Source organism: Pseudomonas sp. Eqa60, from assembly GCF_018326405.1.
Taxonomy (GTDB): Bacteria; Pseudomonadota; Gammaproteobacteria; order Pseudomonadales; family Pseudomonadaceae; genus Aquipseudomonas; species Aquipseudomonas protegens.
This window is the reverse complement of record NZ_AP024342.1, coordinates 3,673,756-3,697,829: the sequence shown is the minus strand read 5'-3', so window position 1 is coordinate 3,697,829 and position 24,074 is coordinate 3,673,756. Positions and strand designations below refer to the sequence as shown.

Annotated in this window: 15 protein-coding genes; 8 read left to right on the top strand and 7 right to left on the bottom strand. The window is 65.1% G+C overall.

The genetic code is table 11. From position 1 onward, the window contains the following. The first annotated feature begins 8 nt into the window (after positions 1-8). The 4 genes from KI242_RS16785 to KI242_RS16770 all read left to right on the top strand — a co-directional run bounded on the left by KI242_RS16785 (position 9) and on the right by KI242_RS16770 (position 8,681). Entirely contained in the window at positions 9-2,987 is a 2,979-nt protein-coding gene (locus KI242_RS16785) for an autotransporter serine protease (protein ID WP_212805360.1), read from the top strand. 65 nt (positions 2,988-3,052) lie between these two features. Then, on the top strand, positions 3,053-6,169 hold the full coding sequence (locus KI242_RS16780; protein WP_212805359.1) for an autotransporter serine protease: 3,117 nt from the start codon (positions 3,053-3,055) through the stop codon (positions 6,167-6,169). 113 nt (positions 6,170-6,282) lie between these two features. Further along, positions 6,283-8,136, top strand: coding sequence for a polyurethanase (locus KI242_RS16775; RefSeq protein ID WP_212805358.1), 1,854 nt, complete (start codon positions 6,283-6,285; stop codon positions 8,134-8,136). A gap of 164 nt (positions 8,137-8,300) precedes the next feature. After that, positions 8,301-8,681, top strand: a complete 381-nt coding sequence (locus KI242_RS16770) for a hypothetical protein (RefSeq protein WP_041118378.1) — start codon at positions 8,301-8,303, stop codon at positions 8,679-8,681. Between the two features lie 16 nt (positions 8,682-8,697). Here the strand turns inward: KI242_RS16770 and KI242_RS16765 are convergent, their stop codons facing one another. Next, on the bottom strand, positions 8,698-8,922 hold the full coding sequence (locus KI242_RS16765) for a YgdI/YgdR family lipoprotein (RefSeq protein ID WP_011061484.1): 225 nt from the start codon (positions 8,920-8,922) through the stop codon (positions 8,698-8,700). 206 nt (positions 8,923-9,128) lie between these two features. Here KI242_RS16765 and KI242_RS16760 point away from each other — a divergent pair, with 206 nt between their 5' ends. Together KI242_RS16760 and KI242_RS16755 are read left to right on the top strand one after the other, a co-directional pair. Next, the gene (locus KI242_RS16760) at positions 9,129-10,775 is read left to right on the top strand and encodes a VRR-NUC domain-containing protein (RefSeq protein WP_011061483.1); all 1,647 of its coding nucleotides are present in this window, start codon (positions 9,129-9,131) and stop codon (positions 10,773-10,775) included. After that, the gene (locus KI242_RS16755; RefSeq protein WP_212805357.1) at positions 10,772-13,048 is read left to right on the top strand and encodes an ATP-dependent DNA helicase; all 2,277 of its coding nucleotides are present in this window, start codon (positions 10,772-10,774) and stop codon (positions 13,046-13,048) included. The genes KI242_RS16760 and KI242_RS16755 overlap by 4 nt, the downstream gene beginning before the upstream one ends. A gap of 22 nt (positions 13,049-13,070) precedes the next feature. Here the strand turns inward: KI242_RS16755 and KI242_RS16750 are convergent, their stop codons facing one another. The 6 genes from KI242_RS16750 to KI242_RS16725 all read right to left on the bottom strand — a co-directional run bounded on the left by KI242_RS16750 (position 13,071) and on the right by KI242_RS16725 (position 22,551). Next, positions 13,071-13,478, bottom strand: a complete 408-nt coding sequence (locus KI242_RS16750; protein WP_053158737.1) for a TIGR03067 domain-containing protein — start codon at positions 13,476-13,478, stop codon at positions 13,071-13,073. A gap of 26 nt (positions 13,479-13,504) precedes the next feature. Continuing rightward, positions 13,505-14,152, bottom strand: coding sequence for a response regulator (locus tag KI242_RS16745; protein WP_041118370.1), 648 nt, complete (start codon positions 14,150-14,152; stop codon positions 13,505-13,507). Positions 14,153-14,226: 74 nt separating this feature from the next. Beyond that, a complete protein-coding gene (locus KI242_RS16740) occupies positions 14,227-17,406 on the bottom strand; it encodes a hybrid sensor histidine kinase/response regulator (RefSeq protein WP_212805356.1) in 3,180 nt (1,059 codons plus the stop codon). 106 nt (positions 17,407-17,512) lie between these two features. Then, positions 17,513-18,703 carry an EAL domain-containing response regulator gene (locus tag KI242_RS16735; protein WP_041118366.1) on the bottom strand — a complete coding sequence of 397 codons (1,191 nt, stop codon included), beginning with the start codon at positions 18,701-18,703 and terminating at the stop codon, positions 17,513-17,515. Beyond that, positions 18,690-21,527 (bottom strand): ATP-binding protein, encoded by a 2,838-nt coding sequence (locus KI242_RS16730; RefSeq protein WP_212805355.1) that lies wholly within the window; start codon positions 21,525-21,527, stop codon positions 18,690-18,692. Before KI242_RS16730 ends, KI242_RS16735 begins: the two co-directional genes overlap by 14 nt. Positions 21,528-21,729: 202 nt before the next feature. Continuing rightward, positions 21,730-22,551 (bottom strand): aldo/keto reductase, encoded by an 822-nt coding sequence (locus tag KI242_RS16725; RefSeq protein WP_011061477.1) that lies wholly within the window; start codon positions 22,549-22,551, stop codon positions 21,730-21,732. A gap of 222 nt (positions 22,552-22,773) precedes the next feature. Between KI242_RS16725 and KI242_RS16720 the strand changes: the two genes are divergently transcribed. Together KI242_RS16720 and KI242_RS16715 are read left to right on the top strand one after the other, a co-directional pair. After that, positions 22,774-22,989 (top strand): TOBE domain-containing protein, encoded by a 216-nt coding sequence (locus KI242_RS16720; protein ID WP_011061476.1) that lies wholly within the window; start codon positions 22,774-22,776, stop codon positions 22,987-22,989. 41 nt (positions 22,990-23,030) lie between these two features. Further along, complete coding sequence (locus tag KI242_RS16715) at positions 23,031-24,068, top strand: isopenicillin N synthase family oxygenase (RefSeq protein WP_212805354.1); 1,038 nt, start codon at positions 23,031-23,033, stop codon at positions 24,066-24,068. Positions 24,069-24,074: the final 6 nt, after the last annotated feature.

The window sequence follows — 24,074 nt, the reverse complement described above, 5'->3', positions numbered from 1 at the left end:
TCATCAACATGGATGTGAATGTTCATCAGCTCAATGTGCTGGCGGCCGGGGTGTTCCTGGCGTTTGCCGTGAACCTGCCGGTTGGGGCCCAGGCGGCCTACCAGGAAACCGGTCGCCCCGGTGATGCCGCCAGCTGGCGCTCCGCCGAATACCTGCAGGACTGGGGCCTGGACCGGATGCAGGCGAACCAGGCCTACGCCGCCGGCCTTACCGGTAGCGGGGTCAAGATCGGTGCCCTGGATTCGGGCTTCGATGCGGCCCATGCCGAAGCCTCGTCCCTGCGCTTTCACCCGGTGATCGCCAGCGGCAGCTACCAGGACGGCAGCGGGTTCCAGGTCTCCGGGGTGCTCAACGCCAACAACGACACCCACGGCACTCACGTCACCGGCACCATGGGCGCCGCCCGCGACGGCAATGGCATGCACGGGGTGGCCTTCAATGCCCAGGTCTACGTCGGCAACACCAACGGCAATGACAGCATGCTCTTCGGCCCGGGCCCCGACCCGCGCTATTTCCAGGCGGTGTACGGTGCCCTGGCCGACGCCGGGGTGCGGGTCATCAACAACAGCTGGGGCAGCCAGCCCAAGGACGTCAGCTACCAGACCCTCCAGGGCCTGCACGCCGCCTATGCCCAGCACTTCGGCCAGGACACCTGGCTCGACGCGGCGGCGCAGGTCTCGCGCCAGGGGGTGATCAACGTCTTCAGCGCCGGCAACAGCGGCTATGCCAATGCCAGCGTGCGATCGGCACTGCCGTATTTTCAGCCGGAGCTGGAAGGGCACTGGCTGGCGGTCTCGGGCCTGGACAAGAACAACCAGCAGAAATACAACCAGTGCGGGATCGCCAAGTACTGGTGCCTGGCCACGCCCGGCGCGGCCATCACCAGCACTGTGCCCGGGGGCGGCTACGCCACCTACAACGGCACTTCGATGGCCGCGCCCCATGCCACCGGGGCCCTGGCCCTGGTGATGGAGCGCTACCCCTATCTGGACAACCAGCAGGCCCTGCAGGTGCTGCTGACCACCGCCCGCCAGCTCGATGGCTCGCTGACCCAGGCCCCTGGCAGCCTGGTGGGCTGGGGCGTGCCGGACCTGGGCCGGGCATTGCACGGGCCCGGGCAGTTGCTGGGGGCATTCAAGGTCAACCTGGAGGCCGGGCAGGGCGATGTGTGGAGCAACGGCATCTCCGACCAGGCCCTGGCCCAGCGCCAGGTGGAGGATGCCGCCGAGCACCAGGCCTGGCAACAGACTCTCAAGGATCGTGGCTGGGAGCAGGGCCCGGGGGCCCAGGCCAGCCAGCAGGAACTGACCGACTACGCGGTCGGCATGGCCCGGGATGCGGCGGCCGCGCAGCGCCTGTACCAGGGCAGCCTGGTCAAGTCCGGGGCCGGCTGGCTGTTGCTCAGCGGTGACAGTAGCTATCGCGGGCCGACCACGGTCGATGGCGGGCTGCTGGTGGTCAATGGCAGCCTGGCATCCGCGGTCACGGTCAACAGTGGCGCGAGCCTGGGTGGCAGCGGGCAGGTCGCGGCGCTGACCGCGACCCGCGGCGCGCGCGTGGCCCCGGGCAACTCCATCGGCACCCTGAATGTGGCCGGCGATGTGAGTTTCCAGCCAGGTTCGACCTACGCCGTGGAGCTGTCGCCGACCGCCAGCGACCGTATCGTCGCCGGCGGCCGGGCGCATCTGGAGGGCGCCCAGCTCAGCCTGAGCCTGGAACACAACGCCAACCTGCTCAGCGCCGGGCAGGTCCGGGGGCTGGTCGGGCGCCAGTTCGACATCTTGCAGGCCGCGGGCGGTATCGATGGCCAGTTCGCCCTGGTGCAACCCAACTACCTGTTTCTCGGCGCGGTGGTCGATTACTCCGCCAGCGGCGTGCAACTGGGCCTGGTGCGCAGCGCCGCGACCTTTGCCAGCGTGGCCGCCAGCCCCAACCAGCGCGCGGTGGCCTCGGCGGTGGAGCAGTTGGGCACGGCCGACCCGGTCTACGAAAGCCTGCTGCTGTCGGCCTCGCCGGCTTCGGCTCAAGGGGCGTTGCAACAGTTGTCCGGGGAGATCTACCCGGCCCTGGAGCAGACCCTGCTCAATCAGGGCCGCGACCTGCGCGAGGCCTTTGGCCAGCGCTTGCAGCGCCCGGGGCCAAATGCCGGGGAGGGCGAGGCGAGTTTCTGGATCAAGGGCCTGGGTGGGCAGGCGCGCACTGACGGCGACTCGGGCCACAGTTCCTACCAGGGCAAGGGCAGTGGGGTGCTGCTGGGGCTGGACCGCGACCTGGACGCGGACACGCGGGTCGGCCTGGCCGCCGGCTACAGCGACACCTCGCTGCGCATGGGCGGCGCCAGCCACTCCAGCGCGCAGATCGACAGCTACCACTTGGGCGCCTATGCCGGGCGCGACCTGGGCGACCTGCGCCTGAGCCTGGGGGCCAGCCACAGCTGGCATAGCGCCCAGGTGCGCCGCGACCTGCAATACGCCGAAGCCAGCGCCAAGCAGAAGGCCCGGATCGACGGCCGCAGCAGCCAGCTGTTCAGCGAGGCAGCGTATCGGCTGCAGCTACCGGCCCTGACGTTGGAGCCCTTCGCCAACCTGGCCTACCTGCACCTGCAGCGTGACGCCTTCCACGAGAAGGGCGACGCCGCGGCCCTGCGCGCCGGGGACGACAGCGCCGAGGCCCTGCTGGGCAGCCTGGGGGCCCGGGGCCTGAAGCGTCTCAGCCTGAGCCGCGGCCAGCCCCTGGAGCTGTCCAGCAGCCTGGCCTGGCAGCACCGCCTGGGGCATGACACTTCCAGCCAGCACCTGGCATTCGCCAGCGGCGGCCCGAGCTTTGCCGTGGACAGCGCAAGCGCGTCCCGGGATGCGGCGCTGCTGGGGCTTCAGGCGCGCCTTGGAGTCACCGCCCAGCTGGACCTGAGCCTGGATTACCAGGGCCAGCTGGGCAATGCCGAACAGTTCCACAACGTGGGGCTGAACCTCGACTGGCGCTTCTGAAGCGCCGGTCGCCATACCCCGGCGCAGAGCGTCGTCGCGCCGGTCGATTGCCCATACAACTAAGGATGGTCGTAGTGAAGCAGTTTCAACCTGGACAACCGCATCTTCGCAATACCCGCTCCGGATGGCCTCGCTGCCGGCAGCTACCCTGGGCGTACAGCCCGCTGGCCAGCGCCCTGGCCGGTTGCCTGGCCCTGGCCACTGGTGCCCAGGCGGCGCCCTATGTGGAAACCGGCAAGCTCGGCGACGCCGCCAGTTGGCGCAGCGCCGAATTCAAGGCCGACTGGGGCCTGGGGGCGATACATGCCGACAGTGCCTATGCCGCCGGCTACACCGGCCAGGGCATCAAGCTGGGGATCTTCGACCAGCCGGTGTATGCCCAGCACCCCGAGTTCGCCGGCAGCGACAAGGTCATCACCCTGGTGACCAGCGGCATCCGCCAGTACACCGATCCCTACATTCCGGTAAAGGCTGGAGACGCCTTCCGTTATGACGGCACGCCCTCGGTGGGCTCGGACGGCAAGCTCGGTTCCCACGGCACTCACGTGGGCGGTATCGCCGCCGGCAGCCGCGATGGCGGCGCCATGCATGGGGTGGCCTTCGACGCCCAGATCATCAGTGCCGAGAACGGCGACCCTGGCCCCGAGGACGGCATCATCCTGGGCAACGATGGGGCGGTGTACAAGGCCGGCTGGGACGGCCTGGTAGCCAGTGGCGCGCGGATCATCAACAACAGCTGGGGCATCGGCATCACCGACGCATTCGCCAAGGGCGGGCGCGATCCGGCGTTCCCGCACTTCGGCCTGAGTGACGCCCAGGCCCAGTTCAGCCAGATCCGGCCCTTGCTCGGCACCTTGCAAGGCGGTGCCTATGACGGTGCCATCAATGCGGCCCGCAGTGGCGTGCTGACCATCTTCGCCGCCGGCAACGACTACAACCTGAACAATCCGGACGCCATCGCCGGGCTGGGCTATTTCGTCCCGGAAATCGCCCCGCAGTGGCTGACAGTGGCGGCCTTGCAGCAGAACCCGGACACCAGCAGCGCCGAGCCTTACACCATCAGTACCTTTTCCTCACGCTGCGGCTACACCGCGAGCTTCTGTGTCTCGGCCCCGGGTACACGGATCTACAGCGCCGTGATCGGTGGCACCAGCCTGGAAGACATGACGGTCGGCTACGCCAACAAGAACGGCACCTCGATGGCCGCGCCCCATGCCGCCGGTGCGGCAGCGGTACTGATGGAGCGCTTTCCCTATATGGATGCGGCGCAGATCGCCGGGGTGCTGCGCACCACCGCCCGGGACATGGGCGCCCCGGGCATCGACGAGCTGTATGGCTGGGGCATGATCGACCTGCAAAAGGGCATTCGCGGCCCGGGCATGCTGGTCACCGAGCAGGACATCCCCCAGGAACTGCGGATCGATGGCGCCTATGGCTCGTCCCAGTGGGTAGCCAACCTGCCGGGGGTGGGAGCGCTGCTGGACGCCGGCAAGCCCACCCAGCGGCGCTGTACCCAGTTCAACTGCGGCTTCGACATCTGGAGCAACGACATCAGCGGCCATGGCGGCCTGACCAAGGAGGGCATCGGCACCCTGGTGCTCAGCGGCAACAACAGCTACGCCGGCCCGACCCTGGTCAACCAGGGCCGCCTGGCGGTCAACGGCAGCCTGACGTCGGCGGTGACGGTGAACCAGGGCGCAACCCTCGGCGGCAATGGCCGGATCGGCGGGCTGACGGCCAACGCCGGGGCCACGGTGGCCCCGGGCAACTCCATTGGCACCCTGAACGTGGCCGGCGACGTGACCTTCCGGCCGGGCTCGACCTACGCCGTGGAGGTGTCGCCGACCGCCAGCGACCGGATCGTCAGCAGCGGCCAAGTGACCATTGCCGGGGCCAACCTGGCCATGGTCCTGGAGCCTTCGAGCACTGGCAGCGGCAGCGTGCTGGGGCGCCAGTTCGACATCCTCGATGCGGCGGGCGGGGTCCAGGGCAGCTTCGGCACGGTGTTGCCCAGCTACCTGTTTCTTGCCGGCAGCCTGGACTACTCGGCCACTGGTGTGCAGTTGGCGGTGCAGCGCAGTGCGCGCTCGTTCGCCAGTGTCGGCCTGACCGACAACCAGGTGTCGGTGGCGGCTGCCGCCGAGCAACTGGGGGCCGGCAGCCCGCTGTTCGAAAGCCTGCTGCTGGCGCCGACTGCCGCCAGTGCCCAGCAGGCCTTCCAGCAATTGTCCGGGGAGATCCACCCGGCTGTGGCCAGTGTCCTGATCAACCAGGGCCGTCACCTGCGCGACACCATGGGCGAGCGCCTGCGCCAGGACGCCGGGGCTGTCGGCAACGGCACCCAGAGCCTTGATGAAGGCGCCTGGTTCAAGGTCCTGGGCGCCTGGGGCAAGGCCGATGGCGGGCATTCCCAGGCCGGCTACAACACCTCCATCGGCGGCTTGCTGGCCGGGGTGGATGGTGAAGTGGGCGAGGGCCGGCGCCTGGGGCTGTTCGGTGGCTACAGCGACAGTTCCCTGAACATGGGCGACGGTACCCATTCCTCGGCCAAGGTCGACAGCTACCACCTGGGGGCCTATGTCGGCCAGCAACTGGATGCCGTGCGCCTGAGTGTGGGCGGTTCCTACAGCTGGCACCGCATCGACGTCAAGCGCGAGTTGCAGTTTGCCGGGGAATCCGAGCGGCTCAAGACCAAGCGTGACGCCCAGAGCGCCCAGCTGTTTACCGAGGCCGCCTGGAGCCTGGACCTGCAACCCCTGGCGCTTGAACCCTTCGCTAACCTGGCTTATGTCAATGTGGCCAGCGACAGCTTCAAGGAGAAGGGCGGCGACGCGGCCTTGAGGGGTGCGGCTGACCACCGCGAGGCCTGGCTCACGACCCTGGGCCTGCGCGCTGGCCAACGCCTGCAACTGAGCTCGACCCGAAGCCTGGAGCTGTCGACTACCCTGGGTTGGCAGCACCACCTGAGCCCCACCGACGCCACGATGAACCTGGGGTTCGTCGAGGGCGGGCAGGGCTTCAAGGTGCAGAGCCTGTCCCTGGATCGCGACGCGGCGGTCATTGGCGCCCGGGCCGGCATGGCCGTGGGCCGAGGGACTCGGGTCAACCTGGATTACAACGGGTTGCTGGGGGCCCGGGACAAGAGTCATGGGGTCGGCTTGACCCTGGACTGGCAGTTCTGAAGGCCGGGTAGCCAGCAGTCCCCCGGCCCTTCACCGAGTTGCCCGAGTCCCGCCATGGGGCTTGGGCGGCATGCGTTTGCTCTGACAATTCCAACAACAGAAGAGGCAATACCATGGGTGTGTTTGACTACAAGAACTTCACTGCAAGTGACTCCAAGGCGCTGTTTTCCGATGCGCTGGCGATCACCCTGTACTCCTACCACAACATCGACAACGGCTTTGCCGAGGGCTACCAGCACAACGGCTTCGGTCTGGGCCTGCCGGCGACCCTGGTCACGGCGCTGATCGGCAGCGGCAATTCCCAGGGGGTAATCCCCGGCATTCCCTGGAACCCCGACTCCGAGAAGGCCGCGCTGGATGCCCTGCACCAGGCCGGCTGGTCCACCATCAGCGCCCAGCAACTGGGCTACGACGGCAAGGTCGATGGCCGGGGAACCTTCTTTGGCGAGAAGGCCGGCTACGGCACGGCCCAGGTGGAAATCCTCGGCAAGTACGATGCCCAGGGCCACCTGGAGTCCATCGGCATTGCCTTTCGCGGCACCAGCGGGCCACGGGAATCGGTGATCAGTGACACCATCGGTGATGTGATCAACGACCTGCTGGCGGCCCTGGGCCCCAAGGACTATGCGAAGAACTATGCCGGCGAGGCGTTCGGCAAGCTGCTGGGAGATGTGGCGGCTTTCGCCCAGGCCAATGGCCTGTCGGGCAAGGATGTCCTGGTCAGCGGCCACAGCCTGGGCGGGCTGGGGGTCAACAGCCTGGCGGACCTGAGCAGCGAACGCTGGTCGGGGTTCTACAAGGACTCCAACTACATCGCCTACGCCTCGCCGACCCAGAGCGCCAGCGACAAGGTGCTGAACATCGGCTACGAGAACGACCCGGTGTTCCGCGCCCTGGACGGCTCAACCTTCAACCTGTCGTCCCTCGGGGTGCATGACGCCCACCAGGACTCGGCGACCAACAACATCGTCAACTTCAACGACCATTACGCCTCGACCCTGTGGAATGTGCTGCCGTTCTCGATCCTCAACATTCCCACCTGGCTCTCCCACCTGCCCACCGGCTACGGCGACGGCCTGAACCGGGTGCTGGAGTCGAAGTTCTACGACTTCACCAGCAAGGACTCCACCATCGTGGTAGCCAACCTGTCGGACCCGGCCCGGGCCAGTACCTGGGTCCAGGACCTCAACCGCAATGCCGAGACCCACAAGGGCAGCACCTTCATCATCGGCAGCGACGGCAACGACCTGATCCAGGGCGGCAGCGGCAACGACTACCTGGAAGGCCGGGCCGGCAACGATACGTTCCGCGACAGCGGCGGCTACAACATCATCCTCGGCGGCCAGGGCAGCAACACCCTGGACCTGCAGCAGTCGGTCAAGAACTACAGCTTTGCCAGCGACGGCGCCGGGACCCTGTACCTGCGTGACGCCAATGGCGGTATCAGCATGACCCGCGACATTGGCGCGATCCAGAGCAAGGAGCCGGGCTTTCTCTGGGGCCTGTTCAAGGACGATGTGATCCACCAGGTCACCGACCAGGGCCTCAAGGCCGGCGGGCAGGTTACCCAGTACGCCTCGTCGGTCAGGGGCGATGCGGGCGACAACGTGCTCAAGGCCCATGCCGGCGGCGACTGGCTGTTCGGCCTGGACGGCAACGACCACCTGATCGGCGGCCAGGGCAACGACGTGTTCGTTGGCGGTGCCGGCAACGACCTGATGGAAGCCGGAGGCGGCAACAATACCTTTCTGTTCACCGGGCATTTTGGCCAGGACCGCATCCTCGGCTACCAGGGTGGCGACAAGCTGGTGTTCATGGGGGTGAGCGGCGTGCTGCCGGACCAGGACTATCGGGCTCATGCCAGCAGCAGTGGTAACGACACGGTGCTGACCTTCGGCCAGGACTCGGTGACCCTGGTGGGGGTCAGCCTGGAGCACCTCAACGGTTCCGGCATCGTTCTCGCCTGATGCCGGCGCGGCGCGAGGCCTGCAATGGGCCTCGCACCGTTCATTGCCGGGGGAAAGTGACCTGCCAGTCGATTTGCGACTCCAATAGCGGTAAAGCTGAAACTTGTCAGCTCGTTAGTACAGGCAGGCATTCACGCTACGGCAATGACAGGAGAGTTTTGACGGTGAGTAACAGCAAGAGGTATGCGAGCGGTGTGGTGCTGGCCCTGTGGGTGGTCATGGCATCCGCCGAGGAATTGCCTCACAGCTCGATTTTGAAGCGCTATGGGGTGACCCCGGACCAGTTGCCGGCCGGCCAGCCGGCGCCTGAAGTGAAGGAGGAGCCGGCCCCGAGCCGCTTCCATGTGCAACCCGAACAACCCTGGGCCCAGGTCCGTCTGGGGGACGACAAGAGGCCGGATACCACCGGCAACATCAGCATCGACAACGCCGAGGCCCGGGAGCGCGAGCGTTGCCAGCAGGTGCGTAACGAATTGTCCAGGCGCGGCAAGCCCCTGGGGATTTTCTGCGAGCCAGGGCAGGGGCCCTTTCCCTGGTCGCACTGACTTCAACCGCAGCGGATCATTTTTCCTGGCGGACGGTGGCCACATCGTCCGCCTTGACCCGGATGGTCTTGCCGGAAATGTCCTGGAATTCATAGAAGCCGTCGGCGGTCTTGGTCTTGGGCTGGTCCCGGGTCAGGTATTGGGTGCCGTTCTGCAGGGTCACCACAGTGGGCGAGGCGCAACCGGCCAAGGCCATGGCGCCGCAAGCGGCCAGAAACAATCCCAGGTTCTTCACTTTCATACAGACCTCTCATCAATGATGCGCACGCGCATTGGCGCCGGACACTATAGCCATGGGCCCTTGGTGTAGTGAAGACGACGAAAGTTCGCCAGGGAATTGTAAAAAACTTCGCTGTGCCATTTATCCAATAGTGTTTGCCAGACCCGGTCGCCGGCTGTTATCTGTATGCATAAACAGTATCCGATCAGCCGTGGCGCTTGCGTTCAGTGACTTCCAATCCCCTCGAAAACCCCCTCTATTACCTGCACAACTTCCGCCAGGTATTGAACTGGCTGCAGCTGCGCTATGCCGATGTGCTGAGCGCCGATGAACAGCGCTTCATCCTTGATTTCGCGCAACTGGCCGAGCCTTCCCAGGCCTTGCTGGTGCGCATGGTGATGCGCAAGGGCCGGCACTTTCGCCTGAGCAAGCTCAGCTACCCGGAGATCGGCGACAGCGCCGCGGCCCTGGAGCCGTTGCTGGCGCTGGGCTGGGTCGATGAGCAGGCGCCGCTCTGCCTGGAGGAACTGTTCGGCCTGCTGCAAAAGGCCGAGATCCTGCAGTGCTTCAACGGGCTTGCGGCCAAGGCCAGGAAAGACCAGTGGCTGGAAGAGCTAACCCAGCAGGGCCTGGCGCCCCAGGCATTCGCCCAGTGGTGCCCGGCGCTGCCAGACCGGCTCCTGAGCCTGACGCTGATGCCGCTGTGCGATCGCCTGCGCCTGATGTTCTTTGGCAACCTGTATCAGGACTGGTCGGAATTCGTCCTCGCGGACCTGGGCATCTACAGCTACGAGAAGGTCGAGATCAGTGCCGATGCCCGTGGCCTGCGCAGCCGCGAAGACGTGGACGGCTTCCTCTATCTGCATGAGTGCCAGGAAGCGTTCGAGGCCGGCGCCGAATTGCCCGAGGTGCTGGCGCACATTGCCCGCTTCCAGACCCTCAACCCCTGGCTGGAAAAACGCCGGGCCAAGCTGCTGTTTCAGCTCGGCCAGCAGTGCGAGCGCCTGGCGCAGTGGGCGCTGGCCCGGCAGATCTACCAGGAGTGCGCCTACCCGGGCGCGCGATCGCGATTGATCCGGGTGCTGGAGCGCAGCGCCCAATACCAGGCCGCCCTGGCGCTGGCCGAGCAGGCCGCTGCCGCGCCCGAGAGCGCCGCCGAGGCCCAGCATCTGCTGCGGATCATGCCCCGGCTGCGGCGCAAGCTGGGCGGGCCGCCGGCGCCCCGGGCGGCCAACCGCGAGGTGCAGCGCCTGGACCTGTGCCTGGCGCGTGACGCCGACGGCCTGGCGGTGGAACTGCATGTCCAGGCCCATCTGCACCAGCCCCAGGCGCCGGTGCACTACGTGGAGAACAGCCTGATCAATTCGCTGTTCGGCCTGCTGTGCTGGCCGGCGATCTTTGCCCCCTTGCCCGGTGCGTTTTTCCACCCGTTCCAGCGTGGGCCGGTGGACCTGTTCAGCGAAGACTTCCATCAGCGGCGCAGCGAACTGTTCCAGGCCTGCCTGGCAGAACTCGACGATGGCCGTTACCGGCAGAGCATCCGCCAGCGCTTCGTGGCCAAGTGGGGGTTGCAGTCGCCCTTCGTGTTCTGGGGTGCGCTCAGCGAAGAGTTGCTCGACCAGGCCCTCGACTGCCTGCCCGCCGAGCACCTGAAACACTGGTTCCAGCGCCTGCTGCTGGACATCAAGGCCAACCGCGCCGGCATGCCGGATCTGATCCAGTTTTGGCCCGAGCAGAAGCGCTACCGGATGATCGAGGTCAAGGGCCCGGGGGATCGCTTGCAGGACAACCAGCTGCGCTGGCTGGATTTCTGCCAGGAACACCGGATGCCGGTGGCGGTGTGCTACGTGCAGTGGCAGGACCCCTGCGCGTGAGTTATCGCATCGCGGTGCGCGCCCTGTGCGAATTCAGCGCCAAGGCCGGCGATCTGGACCTGCGCTTCACCCCATCGCCCACGGCGCTGGAGGGCATTGCCGGGCACCGTACCGTGGCTTCGCGACGCAACCCCGGCTACCAGAGTGAAGTGGCCCTGGAGGGGCAATACGCCGAGCTGCTGGTCAAGGGCAGGGCGGACGGCTACGACCCGGCGCAGAACCTGCTGGAGGAGATCAAGACCTACCGTGGCGACCTTGAGCGCATGCCCGACAACCATCGGCAATTGCACTGGGCCCAGGCCAAGGTCTATGGCTGGTTGCTGTGCCAGAGCCTGCAACTGCCGAGCATCCGTGTCTCGCTGGTGTATTTCGATGTGCTCAGCGAAGGCGAAACCGCGCTGGTGCAAGAGCACAGCGCCGAGGCGCTGGAAGAGTTCTTCAATCGCCAGTGCGCGCTGTTCCTGCACTGGGCGCAACAGCAAATGCACCATCGCGCGACCCGGGACCAGGCCACCCGGGACCTGCGCTTTCCCCACGCCGAGTTTCGTCGCGGCCAGCGCCCGCTCGCCGAGTCGGTGTACAAGGCGGTGAGCACCGGGCGCTGCCTGCTGGCCCAGGCCCCCACCGGCATCGGCAAGACCCTGGGCACGATCTTTCCCATGCTCAAGGCCATGGCTGCGCAGCAGCTGGACACACTGCTGTTTCTCACCGCCAAGACCCCGGGCCGGCAACTGGCCCTGGATGCCGCCCGGGTGCTGTTCTCCGGGGTGCCGGGGCTGGCGTTGCGGGTGCTGGAGCTGGTGGCCCGGGACAAGGCCTGCGAACACCTGGACAAGGCCTGTCACGGTGAGTCCTGCCCGCTGGCCAAGGGCTTTTACGACCGCCTGCCGGCGGCACGCCAGGCCGCCAGCCAGGTGCCATTGCTGGATCGTCAGGCGCTGCGCGAGGTGGCCCTGGAGCATCAGGTCTGCCCCTACTACCTGAGCCAGGAAATGGCTCGCTGGAGTGACCTGGTGGTGGCCGACTACAACTACTACTTCGACTTCAGCGCCTTGCTCTTCGGCCTGGCCCAGGCCAACCAGTGGCAGGTGGCGGTGCTGGTGGACGAGGCCCACAACCTGGTGGAGCGCGGGCGTGGCATGTACAGCGCGAGCCTGGACCAGCAGCAATTGGCGAGCGTGCGCAGCAGCGCGCCCCAGGCCTTGAAGAGCCCGTTGCAGCGGCTCAATCGCGAGTGGAATGCCTTGCACAAGGAGCAGGTGGCCGAGTATCAGGCCTATGCCCAGCTACCTGCCGCGCTGCTCAAGGCCCTGGCCCTGTGCGTAGCGGCCCTGGGGGACTATTTCAACGAACAGCCCCGGGGCCTGGACAGCGGTTTGCAGGGCCTGTATTTCGAACTGCTGCAGTTTGCCCGGGTGGCGGAGCTGTTCGATGAGCAGCAGTTCATCTTCGACATCAGCAAGCGCGCCCTGGGCGCCAAGCGCAGCCTGTCGCGCCTGAGCCTGCGCAATGTGGTGCCGGCGGCGCTGCTGGGGCCACGCTTGGCGGCGGCCCGCAGTACGGTGCTGTTCTCCGCCACCCTCACTCCCCGAGGTTACTACGCTGACCTGCTGGGGCTGCCGGACAACACCGTGTGGCTGGATGTGGAATCGCCGTTCGACGCCGGGCAGCTGGAGGTGCAGATTATCAGCCGCATTTCTACCCGCTATGCCCACCGGCAGGCTTCCCTGGCGCCGATTGTCGAGCTGATGGCCCGGCAGTTCGCGGCGCGCCCGGGCAACTACCTGGCGTTCTTCAGTAGCTTCGACTACCTGCAACAGGTGGCCGGGTTACTGGCGCGCGAGCACCCGGACATTGTGCTCTGGTGCCAGTCCCGAGGCATGGACGAGGCTTCGCGCCAGGACTTTCTCCAGCAGTTTCGTCCAGAGGGGCAGGGTATCGGTTTTGCCGTACTCGGCGGTGCTTTCGGCGAGGGTATCGACCTGCCGGGGTCGAAACTCATCGGGGCCTTTGTCGCGACCCTCGGCCTGCCCCAACTCAACCCGCTGAACGAGCAGATGAAGCAGCGCATGGCGGCGCTGTTCGGCTCCGGCTATGACTACACCTACCTGTACCCGGGCCTGCAGAAAGTGGTGCAGGCGGCAGGGCGGGTGATCCGTGGCCAGTCCGACCGTGGGGTGCTGATGCTGATCGATGATCGCTTTGCCGAACCCAGGGTCCGCCAGCTGCTGCCGAGCTGGTGGGCCCTGGACGCGCCGCCGGCTGGCGGCTAGGGGGCAGGAGGGTTGCGCCGGTTCAGGCCTGGCGAGCGCGGACAAAGCGGCGCAGGGTCTGGCCCGGGCCCGTGTGGAAATGGCTTGGCCGGGGTTGGCCGGCATCGGCGGCGATGAATACGAACTCATCGGCGCTCAGCTGGTAGCTGGCCGGCAGCGCCTGGCCGGCGTCCGCGCCCATGGAGTCGGTCCAGGTGATCGACTTGGGATGGGTGCTGCTGTCGAGGGTAAAGGTGCCGGCCAGCAGCAGTTCACCGGCCGGGGTCACCACGCGAAAATCCTGCCCTTCGATAAAGGTCAGGGCGCCGGGGGCGCTGTGTTCGTCCGGTGGGTTGAGCACGCCGCTGTCTTCCATCGCGATCTGTTCCCAGGCCCCTTGCAAGCGTTGCAGCTCCAGCAGGTCGGCGGCTTCGGGTGAAGTTAAATCCATTTTCAGGCAGTTCCTTGGGCTGGGAATCAGTTGAATATATTGCGGCCAATGCAGTAGGTCAGGAGATCCTGGTCGCTCTGCACCTCCAGTTTACGCATGGCGGAGATCTTCTGCGCGCTGATGGTCTTGGCGCTGCGGTTCTGGCTGCGGGCGATCTCGCTGACACTTTTGCCGGAAACGAACAGGCGCAGAATCTCGAACTCCTTGGGCGACAGGGTGGAGATGCGCTCGTCGATGGCGACATTGGATTCCAGCACCGAATTGGGGACCGGCTCCAGGCTGCGATACACGGCTTTCTGGGCAATGGCCTTGAGGGCGATCTGGATTTCTTCGTGCAACTGGCTCTTCTGGATCACCCCGACCACACCCAACTCCCGCAGGCGGGTGAGGATCAACTGATTGGAAATCATGGTCAGGATCAGGACCTGCACGTGCGGGAAGTTGCGCTTGAGGTATTCCACCAGCTTCAGGCCGTCACCGTAGGGCGAGTCCCCGGGCATGTTGTAGTCGGTGATGACCACATCCACCTGGCAGCTTTCCAGCTTCTGGATCAGGCCTTGGGAAGACAGGGTTTCGCCGACGATCTCGAAGCGATCATCACGCTCCATCAGCTCACGCACACCGAGCAACACGATAGGGTGATCGTCAGCGATGACTACTTTCAGTTTTTCCATGGCAAACACACCCTTGCAATACGCAAATTAGTAAAGGAGCTAGGGACCGTCGGTACATTAAACCCAGCAGGTCATTATTCAAGGGGCAACAGGAGTCTGGACAAGCGTTGCATCAGTTGCCTGGCCTGGGCTTGCAAATCCGCAGTCAGAGCACCTTCCAGCAATCGGCACTCCAGTTCGGCGCACGCCTTGGCCAGTGGGGCTGCCTGCACCGCCCCCATGGCGCCGGCGATGCTGTGCAGTCGCGCGGCGGCGATCTTGCCGGCGCCGCTGTCCAGCGCCTCGGCCAGCCGCCGCAGATCCTCGTGCATGGTACTGAGAAACAGCGGGCGCATTTTCTCGGTGACTTGAATCCGGTCGCCTTGCGCTGTGTCGGGGGGAGGCCGGGACGGTGCGGCCGGCGGAATGCTGGGCGGTGCGGTCGCGGTGCCGGTCGGGCACAACTTCGACAGATGCCCCCGTAGGGTCTGCAGGTTCATGGGTTTGACTATCCAGGTGTTCATGCCGGCGGTGAGGCAGCGGATGCCTTCCTCGCGCAATGCGTTGGCGGTGACGCCGATGATCGGCAGTTGCGGGTCACGGCGACGCAGCTCCCGCGCCAACTCGTAGCCGTTCATGAGTGGCATATTGACGTCGGTGATCACGATGTCGAAGCGCTGTGGCTGCCAGTGTTCCAGGGCCTGCCTGCCATTGGCCGACAGGGTCACCTGGCAGCCCAGGGCCTGCAGTTGTTCCTTGATGATTGCTTGGTTGATCGGGCTATGTTTGGCCACCAGGATGCGCAGGTTCAGTTGGCCCATGCGGCCGGCTCTCTGCTGTGTCTGACACAGGGGCAGGCCCTGGTGGGCCAGCACCGCGGCCTGGGCGATGGCGCGAATATCATGGGCGTCGACTTGCCAGGAGGTGGCCTGCGGCAGGCAACCACTACGGCCCCCGGAGACGGCACTGACGCATGGGCCAGGCCAGGAGGCCAGGCCATCCCGGGGCAGCATGTCGATGAGCACGCCAGTCTGCGGCTCGTCGTTCCAGCCGAGGGGGGCCGGATAGGCCGGCACTCCCAGGCGGCCGAGCCAGTCACAGGTGTTTTTCAGCAACTCCGGCACCGGAGCCCTGACATACACTGGCGCACCTTCGGGCCATGGCAGCAATGGCGGCAGCCCTCCTGGCAGGCAGCGCAGCGTCAGGCGCAAAGAGAAACTACTGCCCAGCCCCGGCTCGCTGGTCACCTGCATCTGCCCACCCATCATCTGGCACAGGCGCTCGCAGATCGCCAGCCCGAGGCCGGCCCCGGCTTCGTTGGAGGCGTCGCGTACCTGGAAGAAGGGGACGAACAGCTGGGGTTGCTGCTGGGCTGAAATGCCGATCCCGGTATCGGTGACCTGCCATTCGATACGGGCTTGCTGGTCGCGCAACTCCAGCACCCGGACCCGCAACACCACCCGGCCGCTGTCGGTGAACTTGATCGCATTGCTCAGCAGGTTGTTGAGAATCTGGCTGATTCGCGCGGCGTCCCCCAGCAACAGGTCCGGCAGGTTGGGGTCGATGCAGGCATAGAGCAACAGGCCGCGCCGCTGGGCAGAGCCAGCGTGGGTGTGCAAGACATCCTCCAGCATGTCCAGCGGGCAGAACTCCAGCGGATCGATGCTCATTTGCCCGGCCTCGATCCTGGAGACGTCGAGCACGTCGCTGATCAATTGGAACAGGGTGCTGGACGAGCGCTGGATGGTCTGCAGGTAGTCGCTCTGGCGGCTGTCCAGGCGGGTCAGGCCTAGCAGTTCCAGGGTGCCGAGCACGCCGTACAACGGGGTGCGGATTTCATGGCTCATGGTGGCCAGGAACAGGGTCTTGGCGGTATTGGCGGCGTCCGCCGAGCGCCTGGCCCGGTCCAGCGCCTTGGCATCTTCCACATGCCGGGTGACATCGTTGAAGGCACACACCAGCACATCCTGGCGTTGGTAGCGGGTCGAGACGAACTCTACCTGCAGATAGCGCCCGTCGATGTCGAGGCTGGTTTCGCCGCCGTCGATCAGGCTGCGGTCCTGGGCCAGCCGAGACAGCAGTTGCGCCGTGCCTTGCCATTGCTCGGCCTGACGGTTCTGCAGGATAACCTGGAGGTTGTCGCGGCTCACCACGCATAGCCCCGAGGGAACGGTGTCGATGACCACACGGTTGAAGTCTTCGCTTTCATTGAGGCATTGCTGCGCCCGTTGTGCCGGGACCACCACCTTGTTGCGGTACCAGCGGCTGGCGGCCCAGCCGCAGGCGATGCTGCCTACCCCGAGGGCCAGCAGGCTCAGCATGGCCCACAGCGCGTAGTCGAGGTAGTTCCTGTAGCTGATGGCATAGAGCCCGGTCCACAACTGCGGAGTCTGGCTGGTCACCTTGACGATCATCCCCTGTAGGCCGAAGTTGAGGCCTTCACCCAGCACGTCGGCAGGCGCCGGGTCGCCGGTGAGGGCGGTGCCGGAAGGCTCGATGAGGGTGAAGTCGTCGTAGATCGACCAGTGTCTGGTGTGCTCGAGGTAATCGAGGTCATCCAGGCTCAGCAGTGACGCGACCACGCTCCAGTCGTTGCCTCCCTGGACATCCAGCAGTGGAGCCGGCTCATGCAGGTTGGTGTACGCCAGGAACCTGGTCGGTAGAGCTTCCGACGCGGGCGGCCTGTACTGTTGCCAATGGATCTGGTGGTCGGCAAAGCCGTCGCTCTTCACGAGCTGCTGGTGCAGCACCTGGTCTGCCACCTTGGTGTCGGGCGCGGTGTTTTCCCCGGGGTGGCTGATGTCGAAATGGCCGAAGGTGTTGAACACAAAGGTTCGCGGAGCGACATGCTGCGAGCCTGACCAGAAGGCGCTGTAGAAGCTCGACAGTTGTAGCTCCAGGGCGAACACCCTGGGCAGCTCGCCGGCCGCCGGCTGTTGGGGGTACAAGCTCAGGCTGAAGGGCGTTGCGAAGGGGGATCGCTGGCCTGCGGTGGGCGGGAAGGCTTGCGGGTTCAGGTGATGAGGGGCGTCGAGGCTCAGGGCGTCGATCGAATGGCGCGCGGCCAGGCGTTTGAGAAACAGCTCCTGCTCCTGGATGTTCTCCATCAGTTGGGCGAAATGTAAGCGCACGTTGCTGTTCTGTTCATCGAACAGACGCTCGAGGGTCCAGTACAGGGTGGCGAACAGCAGCAGCGCCAGGCCCAGCAGTATGCCCATGTTCAATCGGGGCAAGCTGCGAGCCAGGTTCTGCAGCAAGGTGCTGCTTTCTTTCATCACTGATTTCCCAAACACATATAAGGGCCCCGCCGAGATTCCTATCTCTGGGGCAGGACCGTCAGCGATGAGTGACTGTTGCGCGGGCAGGCAATGGGTTCATCGGTTAATACACCGTGGCCGGCCCGTCTTGGGCCAGCAGTTGCTGAAACTGTTGCGAGGAGACCGCATGGGAAATCAGGAAGCCCTGCACCTGGGTGCAGTCGATCTTGCGCAACAGAGCCAGTTCGTGGGCGCTTTCCACGCCTTCGGCGACGACCGTCAGGCCCAGTTGCCGGCCCAGGGCGATGATGCAGGTCAGGGCCTGGGCTATTTCTTCATTGTTGTGACAGCCCTGGACCAGCCCCCGGTCGATCTTCAATTCGGTGAAGGGTGTCGATACCAGGTTCATGTAGGAGCTGTAGCCCTTGCCGAAGTCGTCCTGGGACAGGCCGAAGCCCTTGATACGCAGGCGGCAGGCTCCGGCGTAGAAGTTGCTGATGTGCTCCGGGGTCGAACATTCCATGAGTTCGAAGCAGATCCTGGCCGGCACACCGTTGTGCTGGATCACGAAGTCGTACAGGCGGTCGGCCAGGTCGGCGCTGTTGAGCAGGTGGGTCGGCAGGTTGATGGACACCGGGATGTCATAGCCGTCTTCGCGCCAGTGCACCTGGGCTTCCAAGGCCTGTTCCAGGATCAGCCACAGCAGATCTTCTTCGAGGCGGGCCACGGTGAGTGCCGGCAGGAAGTCGCAAGGCAGGAGCATGCCGTGTTGTGGGTGGATCCAGCGCACCAGGGCTTCGGCGGCGACGATGCGACCGTTGTTCAAGGCTTTCTTGGGTTGGAACCAGGCCTGGATCTGCCCGTTGCGCAGGGCTTCACGCAGGGTCTCTGGGCTGCATTCGACCCCGATCTGTGGGGGGCTGCTGTCATTGGCGAGCCCTGGCAACTGAGCGGTGAGTGCACGCAGTGCAGCCAGGTTCACGGGTTTGGAAATCAACCCGATGACCTTCAGCCCCAGGTTGCGGGCCACCAGGCTGGCGCCCATCAGCATGCGCCGGGATGACGCACTCATGATCGCCAGGGCCGGGCGCACGCGATGGGTGGCCAGGCTCTGGATGAACTGCACGCCATCCATGCCGGGCATCAGCAGGTCTGTCAGTACCAGGTCGAAGTGCCGCTGCTTGAGGCGTTCCAGCGCTTCTTTGCCGCTGCTTGCCACCTCCAGCTGGTAGGGCCCCAGCTCGTTGAACAAGTGTTGCAGGTACATGTACTGAAACGGCTGATCTTCGACGATCAAAATGCTACAGGACTTCATGGGGGGCTCTTTCATAGGGCGCCAGATAGTTGAACAACGCTCTTAATGCAAAGGGCTTCACCAGGCAGTGGTTCATCCCGGCTGCAAGACAGAGCTCTTCTTCTCCGCGCATTGCATTGGCCGTTGCCCCGATGATGGGGATCGAACAGCCTTGACGCCGAAGCTCCTGGGCCAGTTCATAACCGTTGAGTTTCGGCATGTTCACATCGGTCAGCACAACGTTGAAACGACCGGCCTTCCAGATGCAGAGGGCCTCTTCACCGTTCGAGGCCAGCTCCACGCTGCACCCCAGTTCTTCCAGTTGATCCTTGAGGATCAACTGGTTGATCACGTTGTCTTCGGCCACCAGGACATGCAGGCTGAGCTTTTTCAGCTCGCGGTGATCGGAGTGATCCTCGCTCTGGGCCACCCAGACCCCCTGGGCCTGGCTGACGGCCTGATGGATCGCCCGCAGGTTGTTGGTGTTGATCTGCCAACTGCCGCCGTCGATCCGCGGTTCGTTATGGCCATCGCCGCTGGCGAGCACCAGGGGGCCCTGCCAGTCGGGTTCCAGCCGCTGCTCCACGCTGCCGGGGTGTAGTTCGATCAGTACATTGCCCCGGGCCCGGTCGGACGGGCTCGGCAGGCTGAACTGGGCCCGGGCACCCCAGCGGCGCAGCCAGCCCGCCACCGATTCGGCCAGTTCACGCACCGGGGACACGACATAGACCATCTCCGGCAGCAATGGGCTGATCAGCGGGGTGTCGCCCTGCACGGCCGAGGCCTCCAGCGGCAGAGTCAGGGTGAAGCTGCTGCCCAGGCCGAGCTCGCTGACCATGCGGATATTGCCGTTCATCAATTGGGTCAGGCGCTGGCAGATCGGCAAGCCCAGGCCGGTGCCGGCGATCACGTTGGTGTTGCCTTCGGTCTGGTAGAAGGGCTCGAAGATCAGTGTCTGGTCGTCCTGGGCAATGCCCCGGCCGGTGTCGGAAACCTGCCAGAGGATGTTGCTGCGCTCGCCATCGCGGCTTTCGGTGCGGACCCGCAGGACAATGCGCCCGGTATCGGTGAACTTGACCGCGTTGTTCAGCAGGTTGCTGAGGATCTGGCGGATCCGGGTGACATCGCCGAGCAGGATCTCCGGCAACTGCGGGTCGACACAGGCATAGAACTGCAGGCCCTTGGCCTGGGCGGCCGCCGCGTAGCCCTGGATGATCTCGTGCACCAGATCCAGGGAGGAGAATTCGCTGAGCTCCAGGGCCAGTTGCCCGGCTTCGATCTTGGACACGTCGAGCACGTCGCAGATTAACTGCAGCAGCGTACCGGAAGAGCCTTCTATGGCTTGCAGGTAATCCTTCTGCTGGTTGTCCAGCTGGGTCCGCGACAGCAGCTCCAGGGTGCCGAGCACGCCATACAGTGGCGTGCGGATCTCGTGGCTCATGGTGGCCAGGAACAGGGTCTTGGCTTCATTGGCGGTATCGGCCAGGCGCTTGGCTTCTTCCAGCGCCGCCTCGATCTGCTTGCGAGCGCTGATATCGCTGAAGGCGCAGAACAGCACGTCCTCACCGTTGTAGCGAGTGGGGGCGGAGCTGAGGTACAGATGGCGCCCGTCGGCGGTTTCAAAGTAGTCCGAGCTGTTGGGGCGGGCCGGGTCGAAGGCCTGCTCGATCCACCCGGAACACAGCTGGTCGCGTTCGCTGCCGTTGCCCAGCCATTGCTGGGACAGGGTGTTTTCCAGCACCACCCGGCCATCGCTGCGGCGCAATACACAGAGTGCCACCGGGGCGATCTGGATCACGTCGCGGCTGAAGGCCTCGCTTTCGACCAGGGCCTGGATCCGGTGCAGGGCGGGGGCGATCAGGCGCACTTCGACCCAGTGGGTCAGCAGGCCGATCAGAGCCATGCCGGTCAGGCTGATGAGCAGCGCCGCCAGCAACTGCGGCCAGAGGCTCTTGAGCAGGTTCTGCAGGTCGAAGGAGTACACCAGCTGCCAGTCGGTAGCCCCCAGCTGCTTGCGGATCACCAGATGATCGGGCCACCAGCGGCCGCCGAGAAAGCCGAAGAAACTGCCGCCCTGAACGTGCTGTACGTCGGCGCTCAGTCGGGCACTGGGCGCACTGCTGAAAATCAGCCCGCCCTGGGAATTGAACATCATGAAATCCCCGGCGCTCTGGTCGCTGAGGGCGGCGGAGACGCTCTTGCCGTCCATCTCCAGGCCAAGCCAGCCGGAGTGAGCGAAGCGTTCGTCAAGGCGAGTGAAGATGTACAGATGGGCGCCCGCCGCGGAGTTGTCCATCAGCCAAAGTTCTTCGCCGACAGGGATCTGCTCGGGCTTCAGAGCGATCAGCTTGTCCAGCAACCCGCCGGGCAGATCGCTGGTCTGTGGCCGGGTGCTGAACAGGCGTTGCACCTGCAGATCGCGGGTGCCGGGAATGTAGAGCAGGTTCAGTTGCTTGTTTTGCAGGTAGTTGCGCATGCGCAGGGTCAGCCAGATCCCCCACTGGTTGCCCTGCGGTCCACCCAGTTGCAGGTACATCTCTTCTTGGGAGGCACCGCTGGCGCCTGGGGGGCTGATATGTTCCCCAGGGTCGTAGACCGCCGCCAGGCTCAGGCTTTCCAACAGGGCCGAGCGGCTGGTGAAGAATGCCTGGGCCTCGGCAATGGCGCTGCTCATGTAGCTTTGCCGTTGTGAGAGTTCGTTGTGCAGGCTGGAGCGAAGAAAGTTGTAGACCGCGCCGAACAGGCCGACCAGAAAAATCAGCGCCACGACACGAAGCAGCCGGCGGGCTGCTTCAGGACTGGAAAATAGGGGATTGATCTGATGCAGGTAGCTTTTTAATCTCATGCGCCAACTGTAATTGGGGGCATGCCAAGCAGGGATCAGACAATTCTTAAATCGCCGGGTACAAAGTAGGTTTGTGGCACTTACAGTGTTCAGGCACTTCCTTATCCGTCGAACCTCGCAACTTTCCTCGCCTGTTCATTTTTTCAATGACTATCGTGCAGCCTTCGCGGTTTGAAAAATGCTCGTTGCGTCGGTGTTGTGCCTAGACCATTTCCAGGCGCTGCTTGCGCCGTGGCGGAGCAAACACCTGATCCAGGGCCTGCAGGTCCTCGTCGGGCAATTGCAATTGGCCAGCCTGGGCATTCTGACGGATGTGTGCCGGGCGCACCGCCTTGGGAATCACCAGCACGCCGTCCTGGCGCAGCAGCCAGGCCAGTGCCACCTGGGCCGCGGTGACTCCGTGGCGCTGGGCGACCTGCAGCAGCACCGGTTCGGCCAGCAAGGCGCCACCCTGGCCGATCGGGCAATAGGCCATGAGCGGCATCCGCCGTTGCTGGCAGGCGGGCAGCAGGTCGAACTCGATACCCCGGGACTCCAGGTTGTACAGCACCTGGTTGGTAGCGCAGGCCGGGGAGTCGAGTTCGTCCAGGTCGGCCACATCGAAGTTGGAGACTCCCCAGCGGCGGATCTTGCCGGCTTCGCGCAGGCGCTCCAGGGCGTCGACGGTTTCCGCCAAGGGATACTGGCCGCGCCAGTGCAGCAGGTACAGGTCGATGAAGTCGCTGCCCAGGCGTTTCAGGCTGCGCTCGCAGGCCAGGGGCAGGCCTTTGCGACTGGCGTTGTGGGGGTAGACCTTGCTCACCAGGAACACCTGGTCGCGGCGCCCGGCAATGGCCTGGCCGACCACTTCCTCGGCGCCGCCTTCGCCGTACATCTCCGCGGTGTCGATCAGGGTCAGGCCCAGGTCGATGCCGGTGCGCAGGGCAGCGACTTCCTGATCTCGCAGGTGGCGGTCCTCGCCCATCCGCCAAGTGCCCTGGCCAATCACCGGAACCTGCGTGTCTGCCAGCATCAACGTGCGCATGCTTACCTCCTGGTATCTGTCGAAAGTGATCAGTGCAGGGCACAGGGAAGCAAAGCCGGCGGGCAGGGTCAAGGCTGCGCGAGGGCGGGAGGCTGGGTCTTTTATATTCCTAAAAGAAATAACTATCTAATTATTTATTCCTTTTAAGGCTTTTGCCAAAGGCGCATGTTTAGCCCCAGCCGCTCAACTCCTGAGCCCGGTGCCAGCAAAGGACTTTTCAGCATGACCATTCAAGCGATCAACGTACGCAACCAGTTCAAGGGCGTGATCAAGGAGATCCACGAAGGCCAGGTGGTTTCGGAAATCGACGTGCAGACCGCCTCGGGCATTGTCACTTCGGTGATCACCACCCGCTCGGTGCGCGACCTGGAACTCAAGGTCGGCAGCGAAGTGATCGCCTTCGTCAAGTCCACCGAAGTCTCCATCGCCAAGCTCTGAGCCGCACCTGCGGACATCGTCCATTCACAGGGGAGTGAAGCATGCCGCACTCGCTGGATATCACCGCGCTGCCGGGCCTGGACCTGAGCCAATTGCAGGGCCACCCGGAGCAGCGTCGGATCTTTCTCGACGGCTTGCGCCAGGCGGCGCGGGACGTGGGTTTCTTCTACCTGACCGGGCACGGAGTCGACAGCGGCCTGCTGCGCCGGGTGCAGGACCAGGCGCGGGCGTTCTTTGCCTTGCCCGAGGCCGACAAGGCGGCCGTGGGCATGATCCACTCGCCGCACTTTCGCGGCTATAACCAGGCGGCTTCGGAGATCACCCGGGGCCAGCCGGACCTGCGGGAACAGTTCGACCTGGGAGCCGAGCGCCAGGCCTTGCCCCTGGATCCCCACAGCCCGCCCTGGAACCGCTTGCAGGGCCCCAACCAATGGCCGGCGCAACTGCCGGCGTTCAAGCCCGTGCTGCTGGAGTGGCAGCAGGCAATGACCGCCATGTCCCTGCGCCTGTTGCGCGGCTTTGCCCAGGCATTGTCACTGCCGGAACAGGCCTTCGATGGGCTGTACGGCGAACGGCCCAACGAGCACATCAAGCTGATCCGCTACCCTGGCCGCGCGCCGGGGCAGAGCAACCAGGGCGTGGGAGCCCACAAGGATTCCGGGTTCCTCAGCTTTCTGCTGCAGGACCAGCAGGCCGGCCTGCAGGTGGAAGTAGAGGAGGGCCGCTGGATCGACGCGCCGCCCCGGGACAACACCCTGGTGGTGAACATCGGTGAGCTGCTGGAACTGGCCACCCACGGCTATCTGCGCGCCACCGTGCACCGGGTGCAGTCGCCGCCCGCGGATCGCCAGCGGCTGTCCATCGCGTTTTTCCTCGGTGCCCAACTCGATGCCCGGGTGCCGCTGTATCCCTTGCCCGAAGCCTTGTTGCGTGAAGCCCGGGGCCCGGCCAGCGACCCCGACAACCCGCTGTTTCGCGAAGTGGGCTGGAACTACCTCAAGGGCCGCCTGCGTTCGCATCCGGACGTGGCCCGGCGTTTCTACCCCGATGCCCTGGTGCCCCAGGCACTGAGTGCCTGACCTTCA